The sequence below is a fragment of the Salmonella sp. 32010601201800023SM genome, from assembly GCF_017572235.1.
In the GTDB taxonomy this organism is placed as follows: Bacteria; Pseudomonadota; Gammaproteobacteria; order Enterobacterales; family Enterobacteriaceae; genus Salmonella; species Salmonella enterica.
The window spans coordinates 41,652-59,152 of record NZ_JAGEQS010000010.1; the positions used below are offsets into that span (position 1 = coordinate 41,652).

The 17,501-nt window shown below is 53.0% G+C and carries 18 protein-coding genes and 2 pseudogenes; 13 read left to right on the forward strand and 7 right to left on the reverse strand.

Translation table 11 applies throughout. From position 1 onward, the window contains the following. The first annotated feature begins 293 nt into the window (after window positions 1-293). Window positions 294-2,840: a class I adenylate cyclase gene (cyaA, locus tag J4617_RS21720; RefSeq protein WP_000281718.1), complete on the forward strand. Its 2,547-nt coding sequence runs from the start codon at window positions 294-296 to the stop codon at window positions 2,838-2,840. Window positions 2,841-2,917: 77 nt separating this feature from the next. On the opposite strand, the gene cyaY is transcribed toward cyaA, so the two are convergent. The 4 genes and pseudogenes from cyaY to J4617_RS21740 form a co-directional block, all read right to left on the reverse strand. Next, complete coding sequence (gene cyaY / locus J4617_RS21725; RefSeq protein WP_000999932.1) at window positions 2,918-3,238, reverse strand: iron donor protein CyaY; 321 nt, start codon at window positions 3,236-3,238, stop codon at window positions 2,918-2,920. Window positions 3,239-3,307: 69 nt separating this feature from the next. After that, complete coding sequence (locus tag J4617_RS21730) at window positions 3,308-3,697, reverse strand: DUF3021 family protein (RefSeq protein ID WP_001125565.1); 390 nt, start codon at window positions 3,695-3,697, stop codon at window positions 3,308-3,310. Beyond that, window positions 3,685-3,980: pseudogene (locus J4617_RS21735) on the reverse strand (hypothetical protein); the annotation flags it as partial. The gene J4617_RS21730 and the pseudogene J4617_RS21735, both read right to left, overlap by 13 nt. 8 nt (window positions 3,981-3,988) lie before the next feature. Continuing rightward, window positions 3,989-4,207 (reverse strand): annotated as a pseudogene (locus J4617_RS21740) (hypothetical protein); the annotation flags it as partial. A 185-nt stretch (window positions 4,208-4,392) separates the two neighbouring features. Between J4617_RS21740 and J4617_RS21745 the strand changes: the two are divergent. The 8 genes from J4617_RS21745 (at window position 4,393) to corA (ending at window position 11,496) form a co-directional block, all read left to right on the forward strand. Then, window positions 4,393-4,593: a lipoprotein gene (locus tag J4617_RS21745; protein WP_017465935.1), complete on the forward strand. Its 201-nt coding sequence runs from the start codon at window positions 4,393-4,395 to the stop codon at window positions 4,591-4,593. Window positions 4,594-4,632: 39 nt separating this feature from the next. Beyond that, window positions 4,633-5,457 carry a diaminopimelate epimerase gene (gene dapF / locus J4617_RS21750; RefSeq protein ID WP_001160671.1) on the forward strand — a complete coding sequence of 275 codons (825 nt, stop codon included), beginning with the start codon at window positions 4,633-4,635 and terminating at the stop codon, window positions 5,455-5,457. Beyond that, window positions 5,454-6,161 carry a DUF484 domain-containing protein gene (locus J4617_RS21755; RefSeq protein WP_000812763.1) on the forward strand — a complete coding sequence of 236 codons (708 nt, stop codon included), beginning with the start codon at window positions 5,454-5,456 and terminating at the stop codon, window positions 6,159-6,161. The genes dapF and J4617_RS21755 overlap by 4 nt, the downstream gene beginning before the upstream one ends. Next, the gene (xerC, locus tag J4617_RS21760) at window positions 6,158-7,060 is read left to right on the forward strand and encodes a tyrosine recombinase XerC (protein ID WP_000132877.1); all 903 of its coding nucleotides are present in this window, start codon (window positions 6,158-6,160) and stop codon (window positions 7,058-7,060) included. Before J4617_RS21755 ends, xerC begins: the two co-directional genes overlap by 4 nt. Beyond that, the gene (gene yigB / locus J4617_RS21765; protein ID WP_001213560.1) at window positions 7,060-7,776 is read left to right on the forward strand and encodes a 5-amino-6-(5-phospho-D-ribitylamino)uracil phosphatase YigB; all 717 of its coding nucleotides are present in this window, start codon (window positions 7,060-7,062) and stop codon (window positions 7,774-7,776) included. The genes xerC and yigB overlap by 1 nt, the downstream gene beginning before the upstream one ends. A gap of 135 nt (window positions 7,777-7,911) precedes the next feature. Further along, window positions 7,912-10,074, forward strand: coding sequence for a DNA helicase II (gene uvrD, locus J4617_RS21770; protein WP_017465936.1), 2,163 nt, complete (start codon window positions 7,912-7,914; stop codon window positions 10,072-10,074). A 259-nt stretch (window positions 10,075-10,333) separates the two neighbouring features. After that, window positions 10,334-10,390: a YsgD/CorL family protein gene (gene ysgD / locus J4617_RS23115; RefSeq protein ID WP_212723238.1), complete on the forward strand. Its 57-nt coding sequence runs from the start codon at window positions 10,334-10,336 to the stop codon at window positions 10,388-10,390. A gap of 155 nt (window positions 10,391-10,545) precedes the next feature. Next, on the forward strand, window positions 10,546-11,496 hold the full coding sequence (gene corA, locus J4617_RS21775; protein ID WP_000947139.1) for a magnesium/cobalt transporter CorA: 951 nt from the start codon (window positions 10,546-10,548) through the stop codon (window positions 11,494-11,496). A gap of 47 nt (window positions 11,497-11,543) precedes the next feature. Here corA and J4617_RS21780 read toward each other — a convergent pair whose 3' ends face one another. Next, a complete protein-coding gene (locus J4617_RS21780; protein WP_000619297.1) occupies window positions 11,544-11,924 on the reverse strand; it encodes a hypothetical protein in 381 nt (126 codons plus the stop codon). A 174-nt stretch (window positions 11,925-12,098) separates the two neighbouring features. Between J4617_RS21780 and J4617_RS21785 the strand changes: the two genes are divergently transcribed. Next, complete coding sequence (locus tag J4617_RS21785; RefSeq protein ID WP_001170054.1) at window positions 12,099-12,395, forward strand: hypothetical protein; 297 nt, start codon at window positions 12,099-12,101, stop codon at window positions 12,393-12,395. 39 nt (window positions 12,396-12,434) lie between these two features. On the opposite strand, the gene rarD is transcribed toward J4617_RS21785, so the two are convergent. Both rarD and yigI read right to left on the reverse strand, forming a co-directional pair. Beyond that, on the reverse strand, window positions 12,435-13,322 hold the full coding sequence (gene rarD, locus J4617_RS21790) for an EamA family transporter RarD (RefSeq protein WP_000339076.1): 888 nt from the start codon (window positions 13,320-13,322) through the stop codon (window positions 12,435-12,437). Window positions 13,323-13,365: 43 nt separating this feature from the next. Continuing rightward, complete coding sequence (yigI, locus tag J4617_RS21795; RefSeq protein ID WP_001277136.1) at window positions 13,366-13,833, reverse strand: acyl-CoA thioesterase YigI; 468 nt, start codon at window positions 13,831-13,833, stop codon at window positions 13,366-13,368. Between the two features lie 164 nt (window positions 13,834-13,997). On the opposite strand from yigI, the gene pldA reads away from it, so the two are divergent. From pldA to rhtC, 3 genes are all read left to right on the forward strand, one after another. Beyond that, entirely contained in the window at window positions 13,998-14,867 is an 870-nt protein-coding gene (gene pldA / locus J4617_RS21800) for a phospholipase A (protein ID WP_001201692.1), read from the forward strand. Window positions 14,868-14,950: 83 nt separating this feature from the next. Next, complete coding sequence (gene recQ, locus J4617_RS21805; RefSeq protein ID WP_001661560.1) at window positions 14,951-16,780, forward strand: ATP-dependent DNA helicase RecQ; 1,830 nt, start codon at window positions 14,951-14,953, stop codon at window positions 16,778-16,780. Window positions 16,781-16,843: 63 nt separating this feature from the next. Then, complete coding sequence (gene rhtC / locus J4617_RS21810) at window positions 16,844-17,464, forward strand: threonine export protein RhtC (RefSeq protein WP_000928814.1); 621 nt, start codon at window positions 16,844-16,846, stop codon at window positions 17,462-17,464. Window positions 17,465-17,501 lie beyond the last annotated feature (37 nt).

A 17,501-nucleotide genomic window follows, 5' to 3' on the forward strand; every position in this document is an offset into this window, starting at 1 on the left:
GGATAAGGCGCAGTGTCGTCAATGACAGTGAATAATGACGAGAAACCGCCAGCCCGTATTTAAGAATTTACACGCAGCGAACGGTGCTACACTTGTATGTAGCGCATCTTTCTTTACGGTCAATGAGCAAGGTGTTAAATTGATCACGTTTTAGACCATTTTTTCGTCGGTATTAGATAAAAATATGCAGACGAGAAAGGGTAACGGTTATTTTTGACATACGGTTTATCCCGAATGGCGACGGTCAAGTACTGACCTGCACCATGACGGGTAGCAACATCAGGCGATACGTCTTGTACCTCTATATTGAGACTCTGAAACAGAGACTGGATGCCATAAATCAACTGCGTGTGGATCGCGCGCTTGCTGCCATGGGACCCGCTTTTCAGCAGGTTTACAGTCTTCTGCCGACATTATTGCACTATCACCATCCACTGATGCCGGGTTACCTTGATGGTAACGTTCCCAGCGGTATTTGCTTCTACACGCCTGATGAAACCCAACGCCACTATCTGAACGAACTTGAGCTGTACCGCGGTATGACGCCGCAGGATCCGCCGAAGGGCGAGTTGCCGATTACCGGCGTTTACACCATGGGCAGCACCTCCTCGGTCGGGCAGAGCTGCTCGTCCGACCTGGATATCTGGGTGTGCCATCAGTCCTGGCTCGACGGCGAAGAGCGTCAGTTGCTGCAACGTAAGTGTAGCCTGCTGGAAAGCTGGGCCGCCTCGCTTGGCGTTGAGGTGAGCTTCTTCCTGATCGACGAGAACCGTTTCCGCCATAACGAAAGCGGCAGTCTGGGCGGGGAAGACTGTGGTTCTACGCAGCATATCCTGTTGCTTGATGAGTTTTATCGTACCGCTGTGCGCCTGGCCGGGAAGCGTATCCTCTGGAGCATGGTGCCGTGCGACGAAGAAGAGCATTACGACGACTATGTCATGACGCTCTACGCGCAGGGCGTATTAACGCCAAACGAATGGCTGGATCTGGGGGGCTTAAGCTCGCTCTCCGCCGAAGAGTACTTTGGCGCCAGCCTGTGGCAGCTATACAAGAGCATTGACTCGCCGTACAAAGCGGTGCTGAAAACGCTGCTGCTGGAAGCCTACTCATGGGAATATCCCAACCCACGTCTGCTGGCGAAAGATATTAAACAACGTCTGCATGACGGTGAAATCGTATCGTTTGGACTCGATCCCTACTGCATGATGCTGGAACGGGTCACTGAATACCTGACGGCGATTGAAGATCCGACGCGGCTGGATTTAGTCCGCCGCTGCTTTTACCTGAAAGTGTGCGAGAAATTAAGTCGCGAGCGTGCCTGCGTAGGCTGGCGTCGGGAAGTATTAAGCCAGTTAGTCAGCGAGTGGGGATGGGACGACGCGCGTCTGACCATGCTCGATAATCGCGCAAACTGGAAAATCGATCAGGTGCGCGAAGCCCACAACGAATTGCTCGACGCCATGATGCAGAGCTATCGTAATCTGATTCGCTTTGCGCGGCGCAACAACCTCAGCGTGAGTGCCAGCCCGCAGGATATCGGCGTACTGACGCGTAAGCTGTACGCGGCTTTTGAAGCGTTGCCGGGTAAAGTCACGCTGGTGAACCCGCAGATATCGCCGGATCTGTCCGAGCCGAATTTAACCTTTATCCATGTGCCGCCGGGACGCGCCAACCGTTCAGGCTGGTATCTCTACAACCGTGCGCCGAACATGGATTCCATCATCAGCCATCAGCCGCTGGAATATAACCGTTATCTTAATAAGCTGGTCGCGTGGGCGTGGTTCAACGGCCTGCTGACGTCGCGAACGCATCTGTTTATTAAGGGCAACGGTATTGTCGATCTGCCTAAGTTGCAGGAGATGGTCGCCGATGTTTCGCACCATTTCCCGCTGCGCTTGCCTGCTCCAACGCCGAAAGCGCTCTACAGCCCCTGTGAAATTCGCCATCTGGCGATTATCGTTAACCTCGAATATGACCCGACGGCGGCGTTTCGCAATAAAGTGGTCCATTTTGACTTCCGTAAGCTGGACGTTTTCAGCTTTGGCGAAGAGCAAAACTGTCTGATAGGCAGTATCGACTTGTTATATCGCAACTCGTGGAACGAAGTGCGTACTCTGCACTTTAACGGCGAGCAGGCGATGATCGAAGCGCTGAAAACGATTCTGGGGAAAATGCACCAGGATGCCGCGCCGCCGGATAGCGTCGAAGTGTTCTGCTACAGTCAACATCTTCGCGGTCTGATTCGCACCCGCGTGCAGCAACTGGTCTCCGAATGTATCGAGCTACGTCTTTCCAGCACCCGCCAGGAGACTGGTCGCTTCAAGGCGCTGCGGGTTTCCGGGCAGACGTGGGGACTATTCTTCGAACGCTTGAATGTCTCGGTGCAGAAGCTGGAGAACGCTATCGAATTCTACGGCGCGATTTCGCATAACAAGCTGCACGGGCTGTCGGTACAGGTGGAAACCAACCAGGTGAAATTGCCGTCAGTGGTGGATGGCTTCGCCAGCGAAGGGATCATCCAGTTCTTCTTTGAAGAAACGGGCGATGAGAAAGGCTTTAATATTTATATTCTGGATGAAAGTAACCGGGCGGAAGTGTATCACCACTGCGAGGGTAGCAAGGAAGAACTGGTGCGCGACGTCAGTCGCTTCTATTCGTCATCGCACGATCGCTTCACGTATGGCTCCAGCTTTATCAACTTCAACCTGCCGCAGTTCTACCAGATAGTGAAAACCGATGGCCGCGCGCAGGTGATCCCATTCCGTACGCAGCCTATCAACACCGTGCCGCCAGCAAACCAGGATCATGACGCGCCGCTATTGCAGCAGTATTTCTCCTGAGGATTTTCGCCCGGTGGCGGCTACGCCTTACCGGGCCTACAGTAAGCCGGATAAGCAAAGCGCATCCGGCAAATAAATCAACGAAAACTCACCTTTTCACCCGCTTGCTGCGTCGCCGCCTGCTCCAGCAGCTCCCAGAAGGTTTCGCCGCTGCGATCGCAAACCCACTCGTCACCTTTCAGGTCAAAGTGATAGCCGCCCTGTTTGGTTGCCAGCCACACTTGGTGCAGCGGCTCCTGACGGTTAATAATGATCTTACTGCCGTTCTCAAAGCTGAGGGTCAGCACGCCGCCGTTGATTTCGCAGTCGATATCGCTGTCGCCGTCCCAGCTATCGAGGCGTTCTTCAATGGTGAGCCACAGGGCGTCAGCCAGGCGATGAAATTCACTGTCGTTCATTGTTTTATCCCGCTATTGAGTGATAGCGCCAGTATAAGGGGAAGCGTCAGCTTCTGGAACCGATACGAATTACCGTTGTGAGCGGTAAAGGATAAAACCCAGCGGTAGATAAATGACGATAAATAGCGCACTGGTGATAAGTATGACGGACGCGTTAACCGGGAAATGGTTCAGAGCCGACAACATTGCCACCATCAGCGCGACGCAGCCGCCGCAGAGGAGAAAATGCAACAGGATTAAGGGGGCGCGCGGCTTTGCTTTGATATCCAAAAGAGCGCTAAGCAGACCGAGTACCGCGCTTATCGTCAGGACTCCGGCAGCTTCAACACCGTTTATCGTGCCGTGCATAACGCTTTCAACAATGACGTAAATGCATGAACCGATCCCCACGCCCCGAAGGGCGTTTTTCAGATGTTTATTCAAACGCGCAAAACGGTTTAGCGGCGTCATTTTTGGCATTCCTGCGCCTGCGTTATGATGATGATGTCTTTATTGTTGGTGTACATGACGTTCCTATTCAGAGTATGCGTCTTATCCGGGCAGGGGGATGCTGTTCGGTAAAGCTGGCTGCCAATCCACGTATAAACTAGCGGTTGTCATACGCAAAACGCTCGGTGACTTTTAGCGGCCCATTGATGCTAAAGACCTGAATACCCTGACCTTGCTGGCTATCACGCATAAAATAGCCATGCTCTTTTCCGGCGTTAATTTCCCGGTTCAGGAAGGGGGTTGCGCTATCCAGTTCCAGCCCTGAGTTGCCGGGTTAATCAATGAATTGGGTAATCGACGCAGGCGTTTGAAATTCACCTCCGGCAACGAAAGATTGTTCTCCTCTTCTGGCTGGAGATAAACCACGCCGCTGCCTTGCCGTTGATAAACATTGTGCGGAGATTCACTCAGCCGGCATCCCCAGGCGGGAGGTAGCAGAAGTGAAAGCGAAAAAAGGCAAAACAAATTACGATATTGCATAAGGTCATCCGGACGTGGTACGTAAACCTAAAGTGATGAGCAAAGCATGTTTCCTGATGTAAATGCGCAATAATCATGGCAACGCGCCGCTTTTCAGATTTTATAAAGAGCCCCTAAACGCTTGCTTTTACGCCTTCTCCTGCGATGATAGAAAATAGAAAGCATGAACTTACAGGCAATCCATAATGAAAAACGTGTTTAAGACACTCGCTGTACTTCTGACTCTGTTCAGCCTGACGGGCTGCGGTTTGAAAGGGCCGCTTTATTTCCCGCCAGCCGATAAAAATGCGCCGCCGCCGACGAAAAAAGTCGATTCGCAAACGCAGTCCACGATGCCCGATAAGAACGATCGCGCAACGGGAGATGGCCCGTCCCAGGTCAATTAATGAGGATAGTTTTCTGTCCCCGCGTGAACGGAGTGAATGATGCAATTCTCTAAAATGCATGGCCTTGGCAACGATTTTATGGTCGTCGACGCGGTAACGCAGAATGTCTTTTTTTCGCCGGAACTGATTCGTCGGCTATCCGACAGACACTTGGGCGTAGGGTTCGATCAGCTGCTGGTGGTTGAGCCGCCCTATGATCCTGAGTTGGACTTTCATTACCGCATCTTCAACGCCGACGGCAGTGAAGTCTCGCAGTGCGGCAATGGCGCGCGCTGTTTCGCGCGATTTGTTCGCCTGAAAGGGCTAACCAATAAACGCGACATTCGGGTCAGTACCGCGAATGGCCGGATGGTACTGAGCGTCACGGAAGATGAACTGGTGCGGGTGAATATGGGGGAGCCAAACTTTGAACCCGCGCAGGTGCCTTTTCGCGCCAACAAAGCGGAAAAGACGTATATTATGCGAGCGGCGGAACAGACCATATTGTGCGGCGTGGTTTCAATGGGTAATCCGCACTGTGTCATTCAGGTTGATAACGTCGACACGGCGGCCGTTGAAACACTGGGGCCGGTTCTGGAAAGCCATGAGCGTTTTCCGGAACGTGCCAACATTGGTTTTATGCAGGTTGTAAGACGTGAGCATATCCGGCTGCGAGTCTATGAACGCGGCGCAGGGGAGACCCGTGCGTGCGGCAGCGGCGCGTGCGCTGCCGTTGCCGTGGGGATTCAGCAGGGGCTGCTGGCTGAAGAAGTACGCGTGGAATTACCGGGCGGTCGGCTGGATATCGCCTGGAAAGGTCCGGGTCATCCGTTATACATGACTGGTCCGGCGGCACATATCTACGACGGATTTATCCATTTATGAAGCAACCAGAGGAAGAACTACAGGAAACGCTCACGGAACTGGACGATCGAGCGGTCGTCGATTACCTGCGCCATCACCCTGAGTTTTTTATCCGTAACGCCCATGCCGTGGAAGCGATGCGTGTTCCACATCCCGTGCGGGGAACGGTTTCGCTCGTTGAGTGGCATATGGCCCGCGCGCGTAATCACATCAATGTGCTTGAAGAAAATATGACGCTGCTGATGGAACAGGCTCATGCCAATGAAAGCCTGTTTTATCGCTTGCTGCATCTGCAAAGCCGTCTGGTCGCCGCGGATAGTCTGGATGAGATGCTGGTGCGGTTTCACCGCTGGGCGCGCGATTTGGGGCTTGCCGGCGCGACGCTGCGTTTGTTCCCGGATCGGTGGCGTCTTGGCGCGCCATCGCGCTATACGCATCTGGCTTTAAACCGTCAGGCCTTCGAGCCGCTGCGTATTCAACGACTGGGACAGTCGCAGCATTATCTTGGCCCGCTAAACGGCCCGGAACTGCTGGTGGTCTTGCCGGAGGCGAAGGCTGTAGGCTCGGTAGCTATGTCGATGATGGGCAGCGATGGCGACCTCGGGGTGATTCTCTTCAGCAGCCGTGACCCGCACCACTATCAGCCGGGGCAGGGGACGCAGCTTTTACAGGAGATCGCGCTGATGCTGCCGGAACTGCTGGAACGCTGGATTAAACGCGTATGACGGATGTCGCGCTTTCTCAGGATGTCTCGCGGTTCCTGCGCTATTTAGGCGTGGAGCGCCAGCTTAGCCCCATTACCCTGCAGAACTACCAGCGTCAGCTTGATGCCATTATCGCTTTAGCCGGAGAAACCGGGCTGAAAAGCTGGCAACAATGTGACGCTGCGATTGTGCGCAGTTTTGCGGTGCGCAGTCGGCGTAAAGGGCTTGGCCCTGCCAGTCTGGCGCTACGTCTCTCGGCATTGCGAAGCTTTTTTGACTGGTTAGTCAGTCAGGGCGAATTGAAAGCTAACCCGGCGAAGGGCGTCTCCGCACCGAAAGCGCCGCGTCATCTGCCGAAAAATATTGATGTCGACGACGTTAACCGCCTGCTGGACATCGATCTTAACGATCCGCTCGCCGTACGTGACCGGGCGATGCTGGAGGTCATGTACGGCGCGGGGCTGCGTTTATCCGAACTGGTTGGCCTGGATATAAAGCACCTCGATCTTGATACCGGCGAAGTGTGGGTAATGGGTAAAGGCAGCAAAGAGCGACGCCTGCCGATTGGCCGTAACGCGGTGACGTGGATTGAGCACTGGCTGGATCTGCGCGGCCTGTTCGCCAGCGATGAAGAGGCGTTATTCCTGTCGAAGCTCGGCAAGCGTATCTCCGCGCGCAATGTCCAAAAACGGTTCGCCGAATGGGGCATAAAGCAGGGGCTAAACAGCCACGTGCATCCACATAAGCTGCGCCATTCGTTCGCGACCCATATGCTGGAATCGAGCGGCGATCTGCGCGGCGTGCAAGAGCTGCTGGGTCATGCCAACCTTTCCACCACCCAAATTTATACTCATCTTGATTTTCAACATCTTGCTTCAGTGTACGACGCGGCGCATCCGCGCGCTAAACGGGGGAAATAATGCGTTTTTACCGGCCTTTGGGGCGTATTGCCGCGCTCACCTTTGACCTGGATGATACCCTTTATGATAACCGTCCGGTGATTTTGCGTACTGAGCAGGAAGCGCTCGCTTTTATGCAAAATTATCACCCGTCGCTACGTTCGTTTCAAAACGTCGATTTACAGCGGATACGGCAGGCGGTGCGTGAAGCGGAGCCGGAAATCTATCATGACGTTACCCGCTGGCGCCATCGTGCGATAGAGCAGGCCATGCGGGATGCGGGATTATCGGCGCAGGAGGCCATTGCCGGCGCGAATGCGGCGATGATGCATTTTGCCAAATGGCGCAGCCAGATTGAGGTTCCGCAGGCTACCCATGAGACGTTACAGCAGCTTGCGAAAAAATGGCCGCTGGTGGCGATCACTAACGGCAATGCCCAGCCGGAACTGTTTGGCCTCGGCGATTACTTTAAGTTTGTACTGCGCGCCGGCCCGGATGGACGTTCCAAGCCGTTTAGCGACATGTATTTCCTGGCGGCGGAAAAGCTGCATGTGCCGATCGGCGAGATCCTGCATGTCGGCGATGATCTGACTACCGATGTGGCTGGCGCTATTCGCTGTGGGATGCAGGCCTGCTGGATTAAACCTGAAAATGCCGACCTGATGCGGACGCAGGACAGCCGTTTACTGCCGCATATCGAAATTTCGCGGTTGGCATCTCTCACCTCGCTGATATAATCACCAGTAGTTCTGTATAAATTCCCAGTTATTCTGGCGGATGGCGCTATGCTTATCCGCCCTACGATAAGTAGCCCCGGTAAGCGAAGCGCCACCGGGCGTTTTTAGTTTTCATGTTTTTACGCGGCGGTGCCAATGGACGTTTCTTACCTGCTCGACAGCCTTAATGATAAACAGCGCGAAGCGGTGGCCGCGCCACGTAGCAACATGCTGGTGTTGGCGGGCGCGGGAAGCGGGAAAACCCGCGTGCTGGTGCACCGTATCGCCTGGTTACTGAGCGTAGAAAACAACTCGCCATACTCCATCATGGCGGTGACCTTTACCAACAAAGCGGCGGCGGAAATGCGCCATCGTATTGGCCAGTTGATGGGGACCAGCCAGGGCGGAATGTGGGTAGGGACGTTCCACGGTCTGGCGCACCGCCTGCTGCGCGCGCATCATATGGACGCTAATTTGCCGCAGGATTTCCAGATTCTCGACAGCGAAGATCAGATGCGTTTGCTTAAACGCCTGATTAAGGCGATGAATCTTGATGAGAAGCAGTGGCCGCCGCGTCAGGCGATGTGGTACATCAATAGCCAGAAAGACGAAGGGCTACGCCCGCACCATATCCAAAGCTATGGCAACCCGGTGGAGCAGACCTGGCAGAAGGTGTATCAGGCCTATCAGGAAGCGTGCGATCGCGCTGGTCTGGTGGATTTTGCCGAGCTACTGCTGCGCGCTCATGAACTATGGCTGAACAAGCCGCACATCCTGCAACACTATCGCGAGCGGTTTACTAACATCCTGGTGGACGAATTCCAGGATACCAACAACATTCAGTACGCCTGGGTTCGTCTGCTGGCGGGCGACACTGGTAAGGTAATGATCGTTGGTGACGATGACCAGTCGATCTACGGCTGGCGCGGGGCCCAGGTAGAGAACATCCAGCGCTTCCTCAATGATTTCCCCGGCGCGCAGACCATTCGTCTGGAGCAGAATTACCGCTCGACCAGCAACATCCTTAGCGCGGCGAACGCTCTGATTGAGAATAACAATGGGCGTTTGGGTAAAAAGCTGTGGACTGACGGCGTTGACGGCGAACCGATATCGCTGTACTGCGCTTTCAACGAACTGGATGAAGCGCGCTTTGTGGTTAACCGTATCAAAACCTGGCAGGACAACGGCGGCGCGCTTGCGCAATGCGCCATCCTTTATCGCAGCAACGCCCAGTCGCGCGTGCTGGAAGAAGCGTTATTACAGGCCAGTATGCCGTACCGCATTTACGGCGGTATGCGCTTCTTCGAACGCCAGGAGATCAAAGATGCGCTCTCTTATCTGCGTTTGATTGCCAATCGCAACGATGATGCCGCCTTTGAACGCGTGGTGAATACCCCGACGCGCGGCATCGGCGACCGCACGCTGGACGTGGTGCGCCAGACCTCGCGCGATCGCCAGCTAACATTGTGGCAGGCGTGCCGTGAATTGTTACAGGAAAAAGCCCTGGCCGGGCGTGCGGCCAGCGCGCTACAACGCTTTATGGAACTGATTGACGCTCTGGCGCAGGAAACCGCCGACATGCCGCTGCATGTGCAGACTGACCGGGTGATCAAAGATTCCGGCCTGCGCACCATGTATGAGCAAGAAAAAGGCGAGAAAGGCCAGACGCGCATCGAAAACTTAGAGGAATTGGTGACGGCGACGCGGCAGTTCAGCTACAACGACGAAGATGAAGATTTGATGCCGTTGCAGGCCTTCCTCTCTCACGCGGCGCTGGAAGCGGGCGAGGGGCAGGCGGATACCTGGCAGGATGCGGTACAGCTGATGACGCTGCACTCGGCCAAAGGGCTGGAGTTTCCGCAGGTGTTTATCGTCGGCATGGAAGAGGGCATGTTCCCCAGCCAGATGTCGCTGGATGAGGGCGGGCGTTTGGAAGAGGAGCGTCGTCTGGCCTACGTCGGCGTTACCCGTGCCATGCAGAAACTGACGCTAACCTATGCCGAAACTCGCCGTCTGTATGGTAAAGAGGTCTACCATCGCCCGTCGCGTTTCATCGGCGAGTTGCCGGAGGAGTGCGTGGAAGAGGTCCGTCTGCGCGCCACCGTCAGTCGTCCGGTGAGCCATCAACGAATGGGAACGCTGCTGGCGGAAAACGACACAGGCTACAAACTCGGCCAACGCGTGCGCCATGCGAAGTTCGGCGAGGGAACTATTGTCAACCTGGAGGGCAGCGGCGAGCATAGCCGGTTGCAGGTGGCTTTTCAGGGGCAAGGGATCAAATGGCTGGTTGCCGCGTATGCGAAGCTGGAAACGGTTTGACCGGCTCTCATATTGCCGGATGGCACCTCTTATCCGGCCTACGCGCTGGCTAACATTTTGATTTGTAGGCCGGATAAGGCGAAGCCGCCATCCGGCGATATATTGATGTTAATATTCTGAAATCATAGATAAATACTCTCACTCTGCTAACCTTTCTGCATAAGGGGAAATTATTGCTTTTTCGCGTTTCGTTGCGTGTTGACGGCAAATTTTTGCTGGCGTAACATGCGCCCACGATTACGCTAAGAGGACATTCGCCTTGGACACACCCAGTAGATACTGGCTCATTATCCTGTCATCCAGGATCAACTCCTAAGGCTATCCCTTTTTGCTGATAGCCTTAGCGGTTGTCAGCGACCTTTCATTTTTTCCCGTCGCGTTGAGTCAGGCTGTTTAATGGTCTGAAACCCAATTTGTTTCTGTGTGCCCATCTGAACTGTCCGATATTTTTACGCATTGGGAGTCCCGGTCATGCTGAGCGCATTTCAACTGGAAAAAAACCGACTGACCCGGCTGGAAGTCGAGGAGTCACAAAGCCTGATTGATGCCGTATGGGTCGATTTGGTCGAACCGGACGACGACGAGCGATTGCGCGTACAATCTGAGCTGGGCCAGAGTCTGGCGACGCGTCCTGAACTGGAAGATATCGAAGCATCCGCGCGCTTCTTTGAAGACGAAGACGGACTGCATATCCACTCCTTCTTCTTCTTCGAAGATGCGGAAGATCATGCCGGTAACTCTACGGTGGCATTCACTATTCGCGATGGCCGTCTGTTTACGCTGCGTGAACGCGAACTGCCCGCCTTCCGTTTGTATCGTATGCGCGCCCGCAGCCAGGCGATGGTCGACGGTAATGCTTATGAATTACTGCTCGATCTGTTCGAAACTAAAATTGAACAGTTGGCGGATGAAATCGAAAACATCTACAGCGATCTGGAAAAACTGAGCCGCGTCATTATGGAAGGGCATCAGGGCGATGAATACGACGAAGCGCTCTCCACGCTGGCGGAACTGGAAGATATCGGCTGGAAGGTACGCCTGTGTCTGATGGATACCCAACGCGCGCTGAACTTCCTGGTGCGCAAGGCGCGCTTACCGGGCGGACAGCTGGAGCAGGCGCGTGAGATCCTGCGCGATATCGAATCTCTGCTGCCGCACAATGAATCGCTGTTCCAGAAGGTGAACTTCCTGATGCAGGCGGCGATGGGTTTCATCAACATCGAGCAGAACCGTATTATCAAAATCTTCTCGGTGGTTTCCGTGGTGTTCCTGCCGCCGACGCTGGTCGCTTCCAGCTATGGGATGAACTTCGAGTTTATGCCGGAACTGAAGTGGAGCTTTGGTTATCCAGGCGCGATTATCTTTATGATTCTGGCGGGGCTTGCGCCGTATCTGTACTTTAAGCGCAAGAACTGGCTGTAAAATATACGGACTGGCGATTTAACCGCCAGTCCGTTGGAAGTTCTTCATCATGAGGAAAGTTCTTGTTTTGAAGAAGCGATGAAAGATAGCAGTAGTGTTGTGAGTATTACCCAGGCAATATTGAGTTGTATACCAATGTTATCGCAATCAGCCCCATTGAGTGCGACACTGACTGTACAGAAGACATTTACACCTATAGACAATGCGATGAAATAAAGTGCCCTGCAACCTGAATCTCTGATTCTCTTCGCGCCAATATTAATATGGATATAGGTATTGGCAATAATAAATATTAAATTAAGATATTGGTTTTTAGGCATTATAGTAAATAATATTATCCATGATGATAATGTATAAATAACAAACTTTGCTCGCTTCAATGTATCCCTTGGGGAAGGGTGAAAAATATCTTTAATAATCCTAATCATATTATTTTTTCCATATTGATAACCAACTTCAGATCTCACATGTAAATATATTACACTGAATTTTCTAATGACAGCAATGGTAATTAATGTCATGATAATTACGCTGTACAGCAATCGATAATAATTAAATATATTATCTGGTAATTAACAATTTCAATGAATGGATTTCATAAAATGCAAAAGAAAAATTTCTGGCAAATTTATTTTGGTAAAGACCCTTTTTCTAAAGCCGAATTCATTAAAGCCTGGATTGGATGGTGGGTGATTGCTATTGTCCTGCTCGGTGTACTGTCGATTTGTACTTCATTAAATTTGAGGGGGATTGGAATAGCGTTGGGATTCGGCTTTTGCCAGATCCATGCCCGCTATTTAACGTTTGTTGGTTGGAATAAGTTTATTGGTGTGTTGGGCGTGTTTCCAGTAACAAATATTATATTATTTATTGTATTGCTATTTACTAAGAAGAAATAACATAAAATGGCAGCCAGATAATAGCTGCCATTTTATTATTTAATGCTTACGCCGCTGCGTATAAATCGCATCCATCACGAAAATCGCCAGCGCGACCCAGATAAACGCAAATGTCACCATCTTATCCGCGCCCGGCACTTCGCCATAAAACGTCACCGCCAGTAAAAACATCAGCGTTGGGCCGATATACTGGAAAAAGCCCAGTGTAGAAAGACGCAGACGCATAGCCGCTCCGGTAAAGCACAGCAGCGGAATCGTAGTGACCACACCCGCCGCCATTAACAGCAAGTTCAACGATAGTGCGTTTTGCCCCATATGGCTGGTGGCGCTATCGGCGATGCCAAACAGATAAATCGCGGCGACCGGCAACAGCCATAGTGTTTCGACCAGCATACCCGTCTGCGCTTCAACGGCGATCTTCTTACGCACCAGGCCGTAAAACGCAAAACTAAACGCCAGCCCCAGCGCGATAATCGGCAGCGAGCCAAAGGTCCAGAGTTGCACCAGCACGCCGCACACCGCCAGAATCACCGCCAGCCACTGCATTCGACGGAAGCGTTCGCCAAGAAAAATCATCCCCAGCAAGATGTTAACCAGCGGATTAATGAAATAACCCAGGCTGGCCTCCAGCATATGGTGATTATTTACCGCCCAAATGAACAATAGCCAGTTACCGCCGACCAGTACGGCGGACAGGGCCAGCAGGAAAATCTTCTTTGGCGTTTTCAGTAAGCGCTTAACCTGTCGCCACTGCCGGCTGACGCTAAGCAGCGCCACCATAAAGAAAAATGACCAAATCACGCGGTGCGTCAGGATCTCATCTGCGGGAACGTAATAGATCAGCTTGAAATACGCGGGGGCGATCCCCCAAATAAAATAGGCGGCAAGAGCGAGTAATACGCCCTGCCGTGTTTGTTTTGCGTCCATCCGGAAAACTCGTATCTGAAGTGTAACAACAGTTTACCTGCTTTTATCCCACCATATAAGTAGCGGTGGCGCTGGCGATGTACAGCTGATCTTCATTGTGTAATTCCACGCGGGCGACGGCCACTTTATTCCCTGCGCGCAGCAGGCTACTGGTGGCCGTAAAGCGGTTGCCTCTGCCCGGACGCAGGTAATCGACGCGCAGGTCAATCGTTCCCATCCGCGACAGGCGCTGGCGTAGTTCATCTTCGCTGATGGTTTCGTGGCGAGTTAGCGTGCTGCCGACGCATACCAGTCCGGCGGCGACATCCAGCGCAGAGGCGATCACGCCGCCGTGTAAAATGCTTTGCGCCCAGTTGCCGACCATCATCGGCTGGTTGTTGAAGGCCAGTTGGGCGAACGCTTTTTCATAGCGTTCCAGCTCCAGCCCTAACGCCCGATTAAACGGCATGTGGTAGACAAACATTTCACCCACTAATTTCAGAGCTTGTTCAGCGGTAAGTACAGCGGACATAGATTCCTGACACCTCATTGGTTAATGAAATGTTGATATTATGCTTCTTAATTGTTGTTTTCTACTTTAAGAAGGGATAACTAACGGCTATGTGTGTAAATATGTAAAAATGGTTGGCAGAGAATGATTCAAGCTGAAAATACTTCGTCAGGAGAACGTCAAGAATGCGGGCGATTTTGAGAGGGTTGTTGCCAGCCACGCTACTGCCATTAGCGGCATATGCACAAGAAGCTACGATAAAAGAGGTTCATGATGCGCCTGCAGTACGGGGAAGTATCATCGCTAACATGCTACAGGAGCATGATAACCCTTTTACGCTTTACCCTTATGACACGAACTACTTGATCTACACGAACACCAGCGATCTGAACAAAGAGGCCATAAGTACCTACAACTGGTCTGAAAACGCACGTAAAGATGAAGTGAAATTTCAGTTGAGCCTGGCGTTTCCGCTGTGGCGCGGAATACTGGGGCCGAACTCGGTACTGGGCGCTTCCTATACGCAGAAATCCTGGTGGCAGCTTTCCAACAGTAAAGAGTCTTCGCCGTTTCGCGAAACCAACTACGAACCGCAGCTTTTTCTTGGTTTTGCTACCGATTATCGCTTTGCTGGCTGGACGCTGCGCGACGTAGAGATGGGCTACAACCATGACTCTAACGGACGTTCGGACCCCACCTCGCGTAGCTGGAACCGTCTGTATACCCGTCTGATGGCCGAAAACGGTAACTGGCTGGTAGAGGTCAAACCGTGGTACGTGATTGGCAGTACCGACGATAATCCGGACATCACCAAATATATGGGTTATTACCAGCTTAAAATCGGTTATCACCTGGGCGAGGCGGTATTAAGCGCCAAAGGCCAGTACAACTGGAATACAGGCTACGGCGGCGCGGAAGTTGGATTAAGCTATCCGGTCACTAAACATGTCCGGCTTTATACCCAGGTGTACAGCGGCTATGGCGAATCGCTGATCGACTATAATTTTAATCAGACACGTGTCGGCGTCGGCGTGATGCTTAACGATATCTTCTGATTGGATTGTGTTTTAAACATTGCAGTTTCTCTCGCAGGCGCTGAAAATAGCGCCTGTTTTGATTTATGGTGAACGGGGTTAATGTGGCGCAGGCGGAAGTGTTGAATCTGGAATCAGGGGCCAAACAGGTTTTGCAGGAAACCTTTGGCTACCAACAGTTTCGCCCGGGCCAGGAAGCGATTATTGATACTGTGCTCTCCGGTCGCGACTGTCTGGTCGTCATGCCCACCGGCGGCGGCAAATCTCTGTGCTATCAAATCCCCGCGTTGTTGCTGGATGGATTGACCGTCGTCGTTTCGCCCTTGATCTCGTTGATGAAAGACCAGGTCGATCAGCTACTGGCGAACGGTGTGGCGGCGGCGTGCCTGAACTCCACTCAAAGCCGCGAGCAGCAGCTTGAGGTGATGGCGGGGTGCCGTACCGGACAGATTCGTCTGCTGTATATTGCGCCGGAACGCCTGATGCTGGACAACTTTCTTGATCATCTGGCGCACTGGAATCCGGTATTGCTGGCGGTGGATGAAGCGCACTGTATCTCGCAATGGGGACATGATTTCCGTCCGGAATATGCGGCTCTCGGTCAGCTTCGCCAGCGTTTTCCCGCTTTGCCGTTTATGGCATTGACCGCCACCGCCGACGACACCACGCGCCAGGATATTATTCGTCTGCTTGGGCTTAACGATCCGTTAATCCAGATCAGTAGCTTTGACCGACCGAATATCCGCTACATGCTGATGGAGAAGTTTAAGCCGCTCGACCAGCTAATGCGCTATGTTCAGGAGCAACGCGGCAAATCGGGTATCATCTACTGCAACAGTCGGGCGAAAGTGGAAGATACCGCCGCGCGCTTGCAAAGTCGCGGCATTAGCGCGGCGGCCTATCATGCGGGGCTGGAAAACGCTATTCGCGCCGATGTGCAGGAAAAATTTCAGCGCGACGATCTGCAAATCGTGGTGGCGACAGTCGCTTTTGGAATGGGCATAAACAAACCTAACGTACGTTTCGTCGTGCATTTCGATATCCCGCGCAATATTGAATCCTACTATCAGGAAACGGGCCGCGCCGGGCGCGACGGACTGCCTGCGGAAGCCATGCTATTTTACGATCCGGCTGATATGGCCTGGCTACGTCGTTGTCTGGAAGAGAAACCAGCCGGACAGCTTCAGGATATTGAACGGCATAAACTGAATGCGATGGGCGCTTTTGCCGAAGCGCAAACCTGCCGTCGCCTGGTATTGCTTAATTACTTTGGCGAAGGCCGACAAGAACCGTGCGGCAACTGCGATATCTGTCTCGATCCGCCCAAACAATATGATGGCTTAAACGATGCCCAGATTGCGCTTTCTACCATTGGTCGGGTTAACCAGCGTTTTGGCATGGGCTACGTTGTCGAGGTGATCCGCGGCGCGAATAACCAACGCATCCGCGATTTCGGTCATGACAAACTCAAGGTTTATGGCATGGGACGCGAAAAGAGCCATGAGCACTGGGTGAGCGTGATTCGCCAGCTCATTCATCTGGGGCTGGTAATGCAAAATATTGCGCAGCACTCCGCATTACAGCTGACGGATGCCGCGCGTCCGGTACTCCGTGGGGACGTTCCGCTAAAGCTTGCGGTGCCGCGCATCGTCGCCCTCAAACCCCGCGTGATGCAGAAATCGTTCGGCGGTAATTACGATCGCAAATTGTTCGCTAAGTTGCGCAAGCTGCGTAAAGCTATCGCTGATGAAGAGAATATCCCGCCGTATGTGGTCTTTAACGACGCCACGTTGATAGAAATGGCGGAACAGATGCCGGTTTCCGCCAGCGAGATGTTAAGCGTTAACGGGGTTGGGATGCGCAAACTGGAGCGCTTCGGGAAAGAATTTATGGCGCTCATCCGCGCGCATGTCGATGGTGATGACGAAGAGTAGTCAGCCCGGCAAAAAAGTGCCAGGATGGTGACTCACTGAACTATTTCCCCGCGAGCCATTTTTATGTTGATGCTATTTTTCACCGTGGCAATGGTGCACATCGTTGCGCTAATGAGCCCCGGCCCCGACTTTTTCTTCGTGTCTCAAACTGCTGTCAGCCGTTCGCGTAAAGAAGCGATGATGGGCGTACTGGGCATTACCTGCGGCGTGATGGTATGGGCGGGCGTGGCGCTGCTTGGCCTGCATCTCATCATCGAAAAAATGGCCTGGCTGCATACGATCATTATGGTAGGCGGCGGCCTGTACCTGTGCTGGATGGGCTATCAGATGCTGCGCGGCGCGCTGAAAAAACAGGATGCGGCGGCGTCTTCTCCGCACATTGAACTGGCGCAGAGCGGGCGCAGTTTTCTCAAAGGGCTGTTGACCAATCTGTCGAATCCTAAAGCGATTATCTATTTTGGTTCCGTTTTTTCACTGTTTGTCGGCGATAACGTCGGCGCTGCGGCGCGCTGGGGTATTTTCGCGTTAATCACCCTGGAAACGCTGGCCTGGTTTACCGTAGTCGCCAGCCTGTTCGCGCTGCCGAAAATGCGCCGCGGCTATCAGCGTCTGGCGAAATGGATTGATGGCTTTGCCGGCGCTTTGTTTGCGGGCTTTGGTATTCACCTGATTATTTCGCGCTAATTTACCTCCGGGCCGGATAAACATCATCCGGCACGAC

Coding starts and splice junctions, on each gene's coding strand:
- rhtC (WP_000928814.1), top strand. CDS start 16,844: ATGTTGATGCTATTTTTCACCGTGGCAATGGTGCACATCGTTGCGCTA.
- J4617_RS21745 (WP_017465935.1), top strand. CDS start 4,393: ATGAAAAACGTGTTTAAGACACTCGCTGTACTTCTGACTCTGTTCAGC.
- yigI (WP_001277136.1), bottom strand. CDS start 13,833: ATGTCCGCTGTACTTACCGCTGAACAAGCTCTGAAATTAGTGGGTGAA.
- J4617_RS21755 (WP_000812763.1), top strand. CDS start 5,454: ATGAAGCAACCAGAGGAAGAACTACAGGAAACGCTCACGGAACTGGAC.
- corA (WP_000947139.1), top strand. CDS start 10,546: ATGCTGAGCGCATTTCAACTGGAAAAAAACCGACTGACCCGGCTGGAA.
- J4617_RS21780 (WP_000619297.1), bottom strand. CDS start 11,924: ATGATTAGGATTATTAAAGATATTTTTCACCCTTCCCCAAGGGATACA.
- J4617_RS21785 (WP_001170054.1), top strand. CDS start 12,099: ATGCAAAAGAAAAATTTCTGGCAAATTTATTTTGGTAAAGACCCTTTT.
- dapF (WP_001160671.1), top strand. CDS start 4,633: ATGCAATTCTCTAAAATGCATGGCCTTGGCAACGATTTTATGGTCGTC.
- uvrD (WP_017465936.1), top strand. CDS start 7,912: ATGGACGTTTCTTACCTGCTCGACAGCCTTAATGATAAACAGCGCGAA.
- xerC (WP_000132877.1), top strand. CDS start 6,158: ATGACGGATGTCGCGCTTTCTCAGGATGTCTCGCGGTTCCTGCGCTAT.
- cyaY (WP_000999932.1), bottom strand. CDS start 3,238: ATGAACGACAGTGAATTTCATCGCCTGGCTGACGCCCTGTGGCTCACC.
- pldA (WP_001201692.1), top strand. CDS start 13,998: ATGCGGGCGATTTTGAGAGGGTTGTTGCCAGCCACGCTACTGCCATTA.
- yigB (WP_001213560.1), top strand. CDS start 7,060: ATGCGTTTTTACCGGCCTTTGGGGCGTATTGCCGCGCTCACCTTTGAC.
- rarD (WP_000339076.1), bottom strand. CDS start 13,322: ATGGACGCAAAACAAACACGGCAGGGCGTATTACTCGCTCTTGCCGCC.
- J4617_RS21730 (WP_001125565.1), bottom strand. CDS start 3,697: ATGCCAAAAATGACGCCGCTAAACCGTTTTGCGCGTTTGAATAAACAT.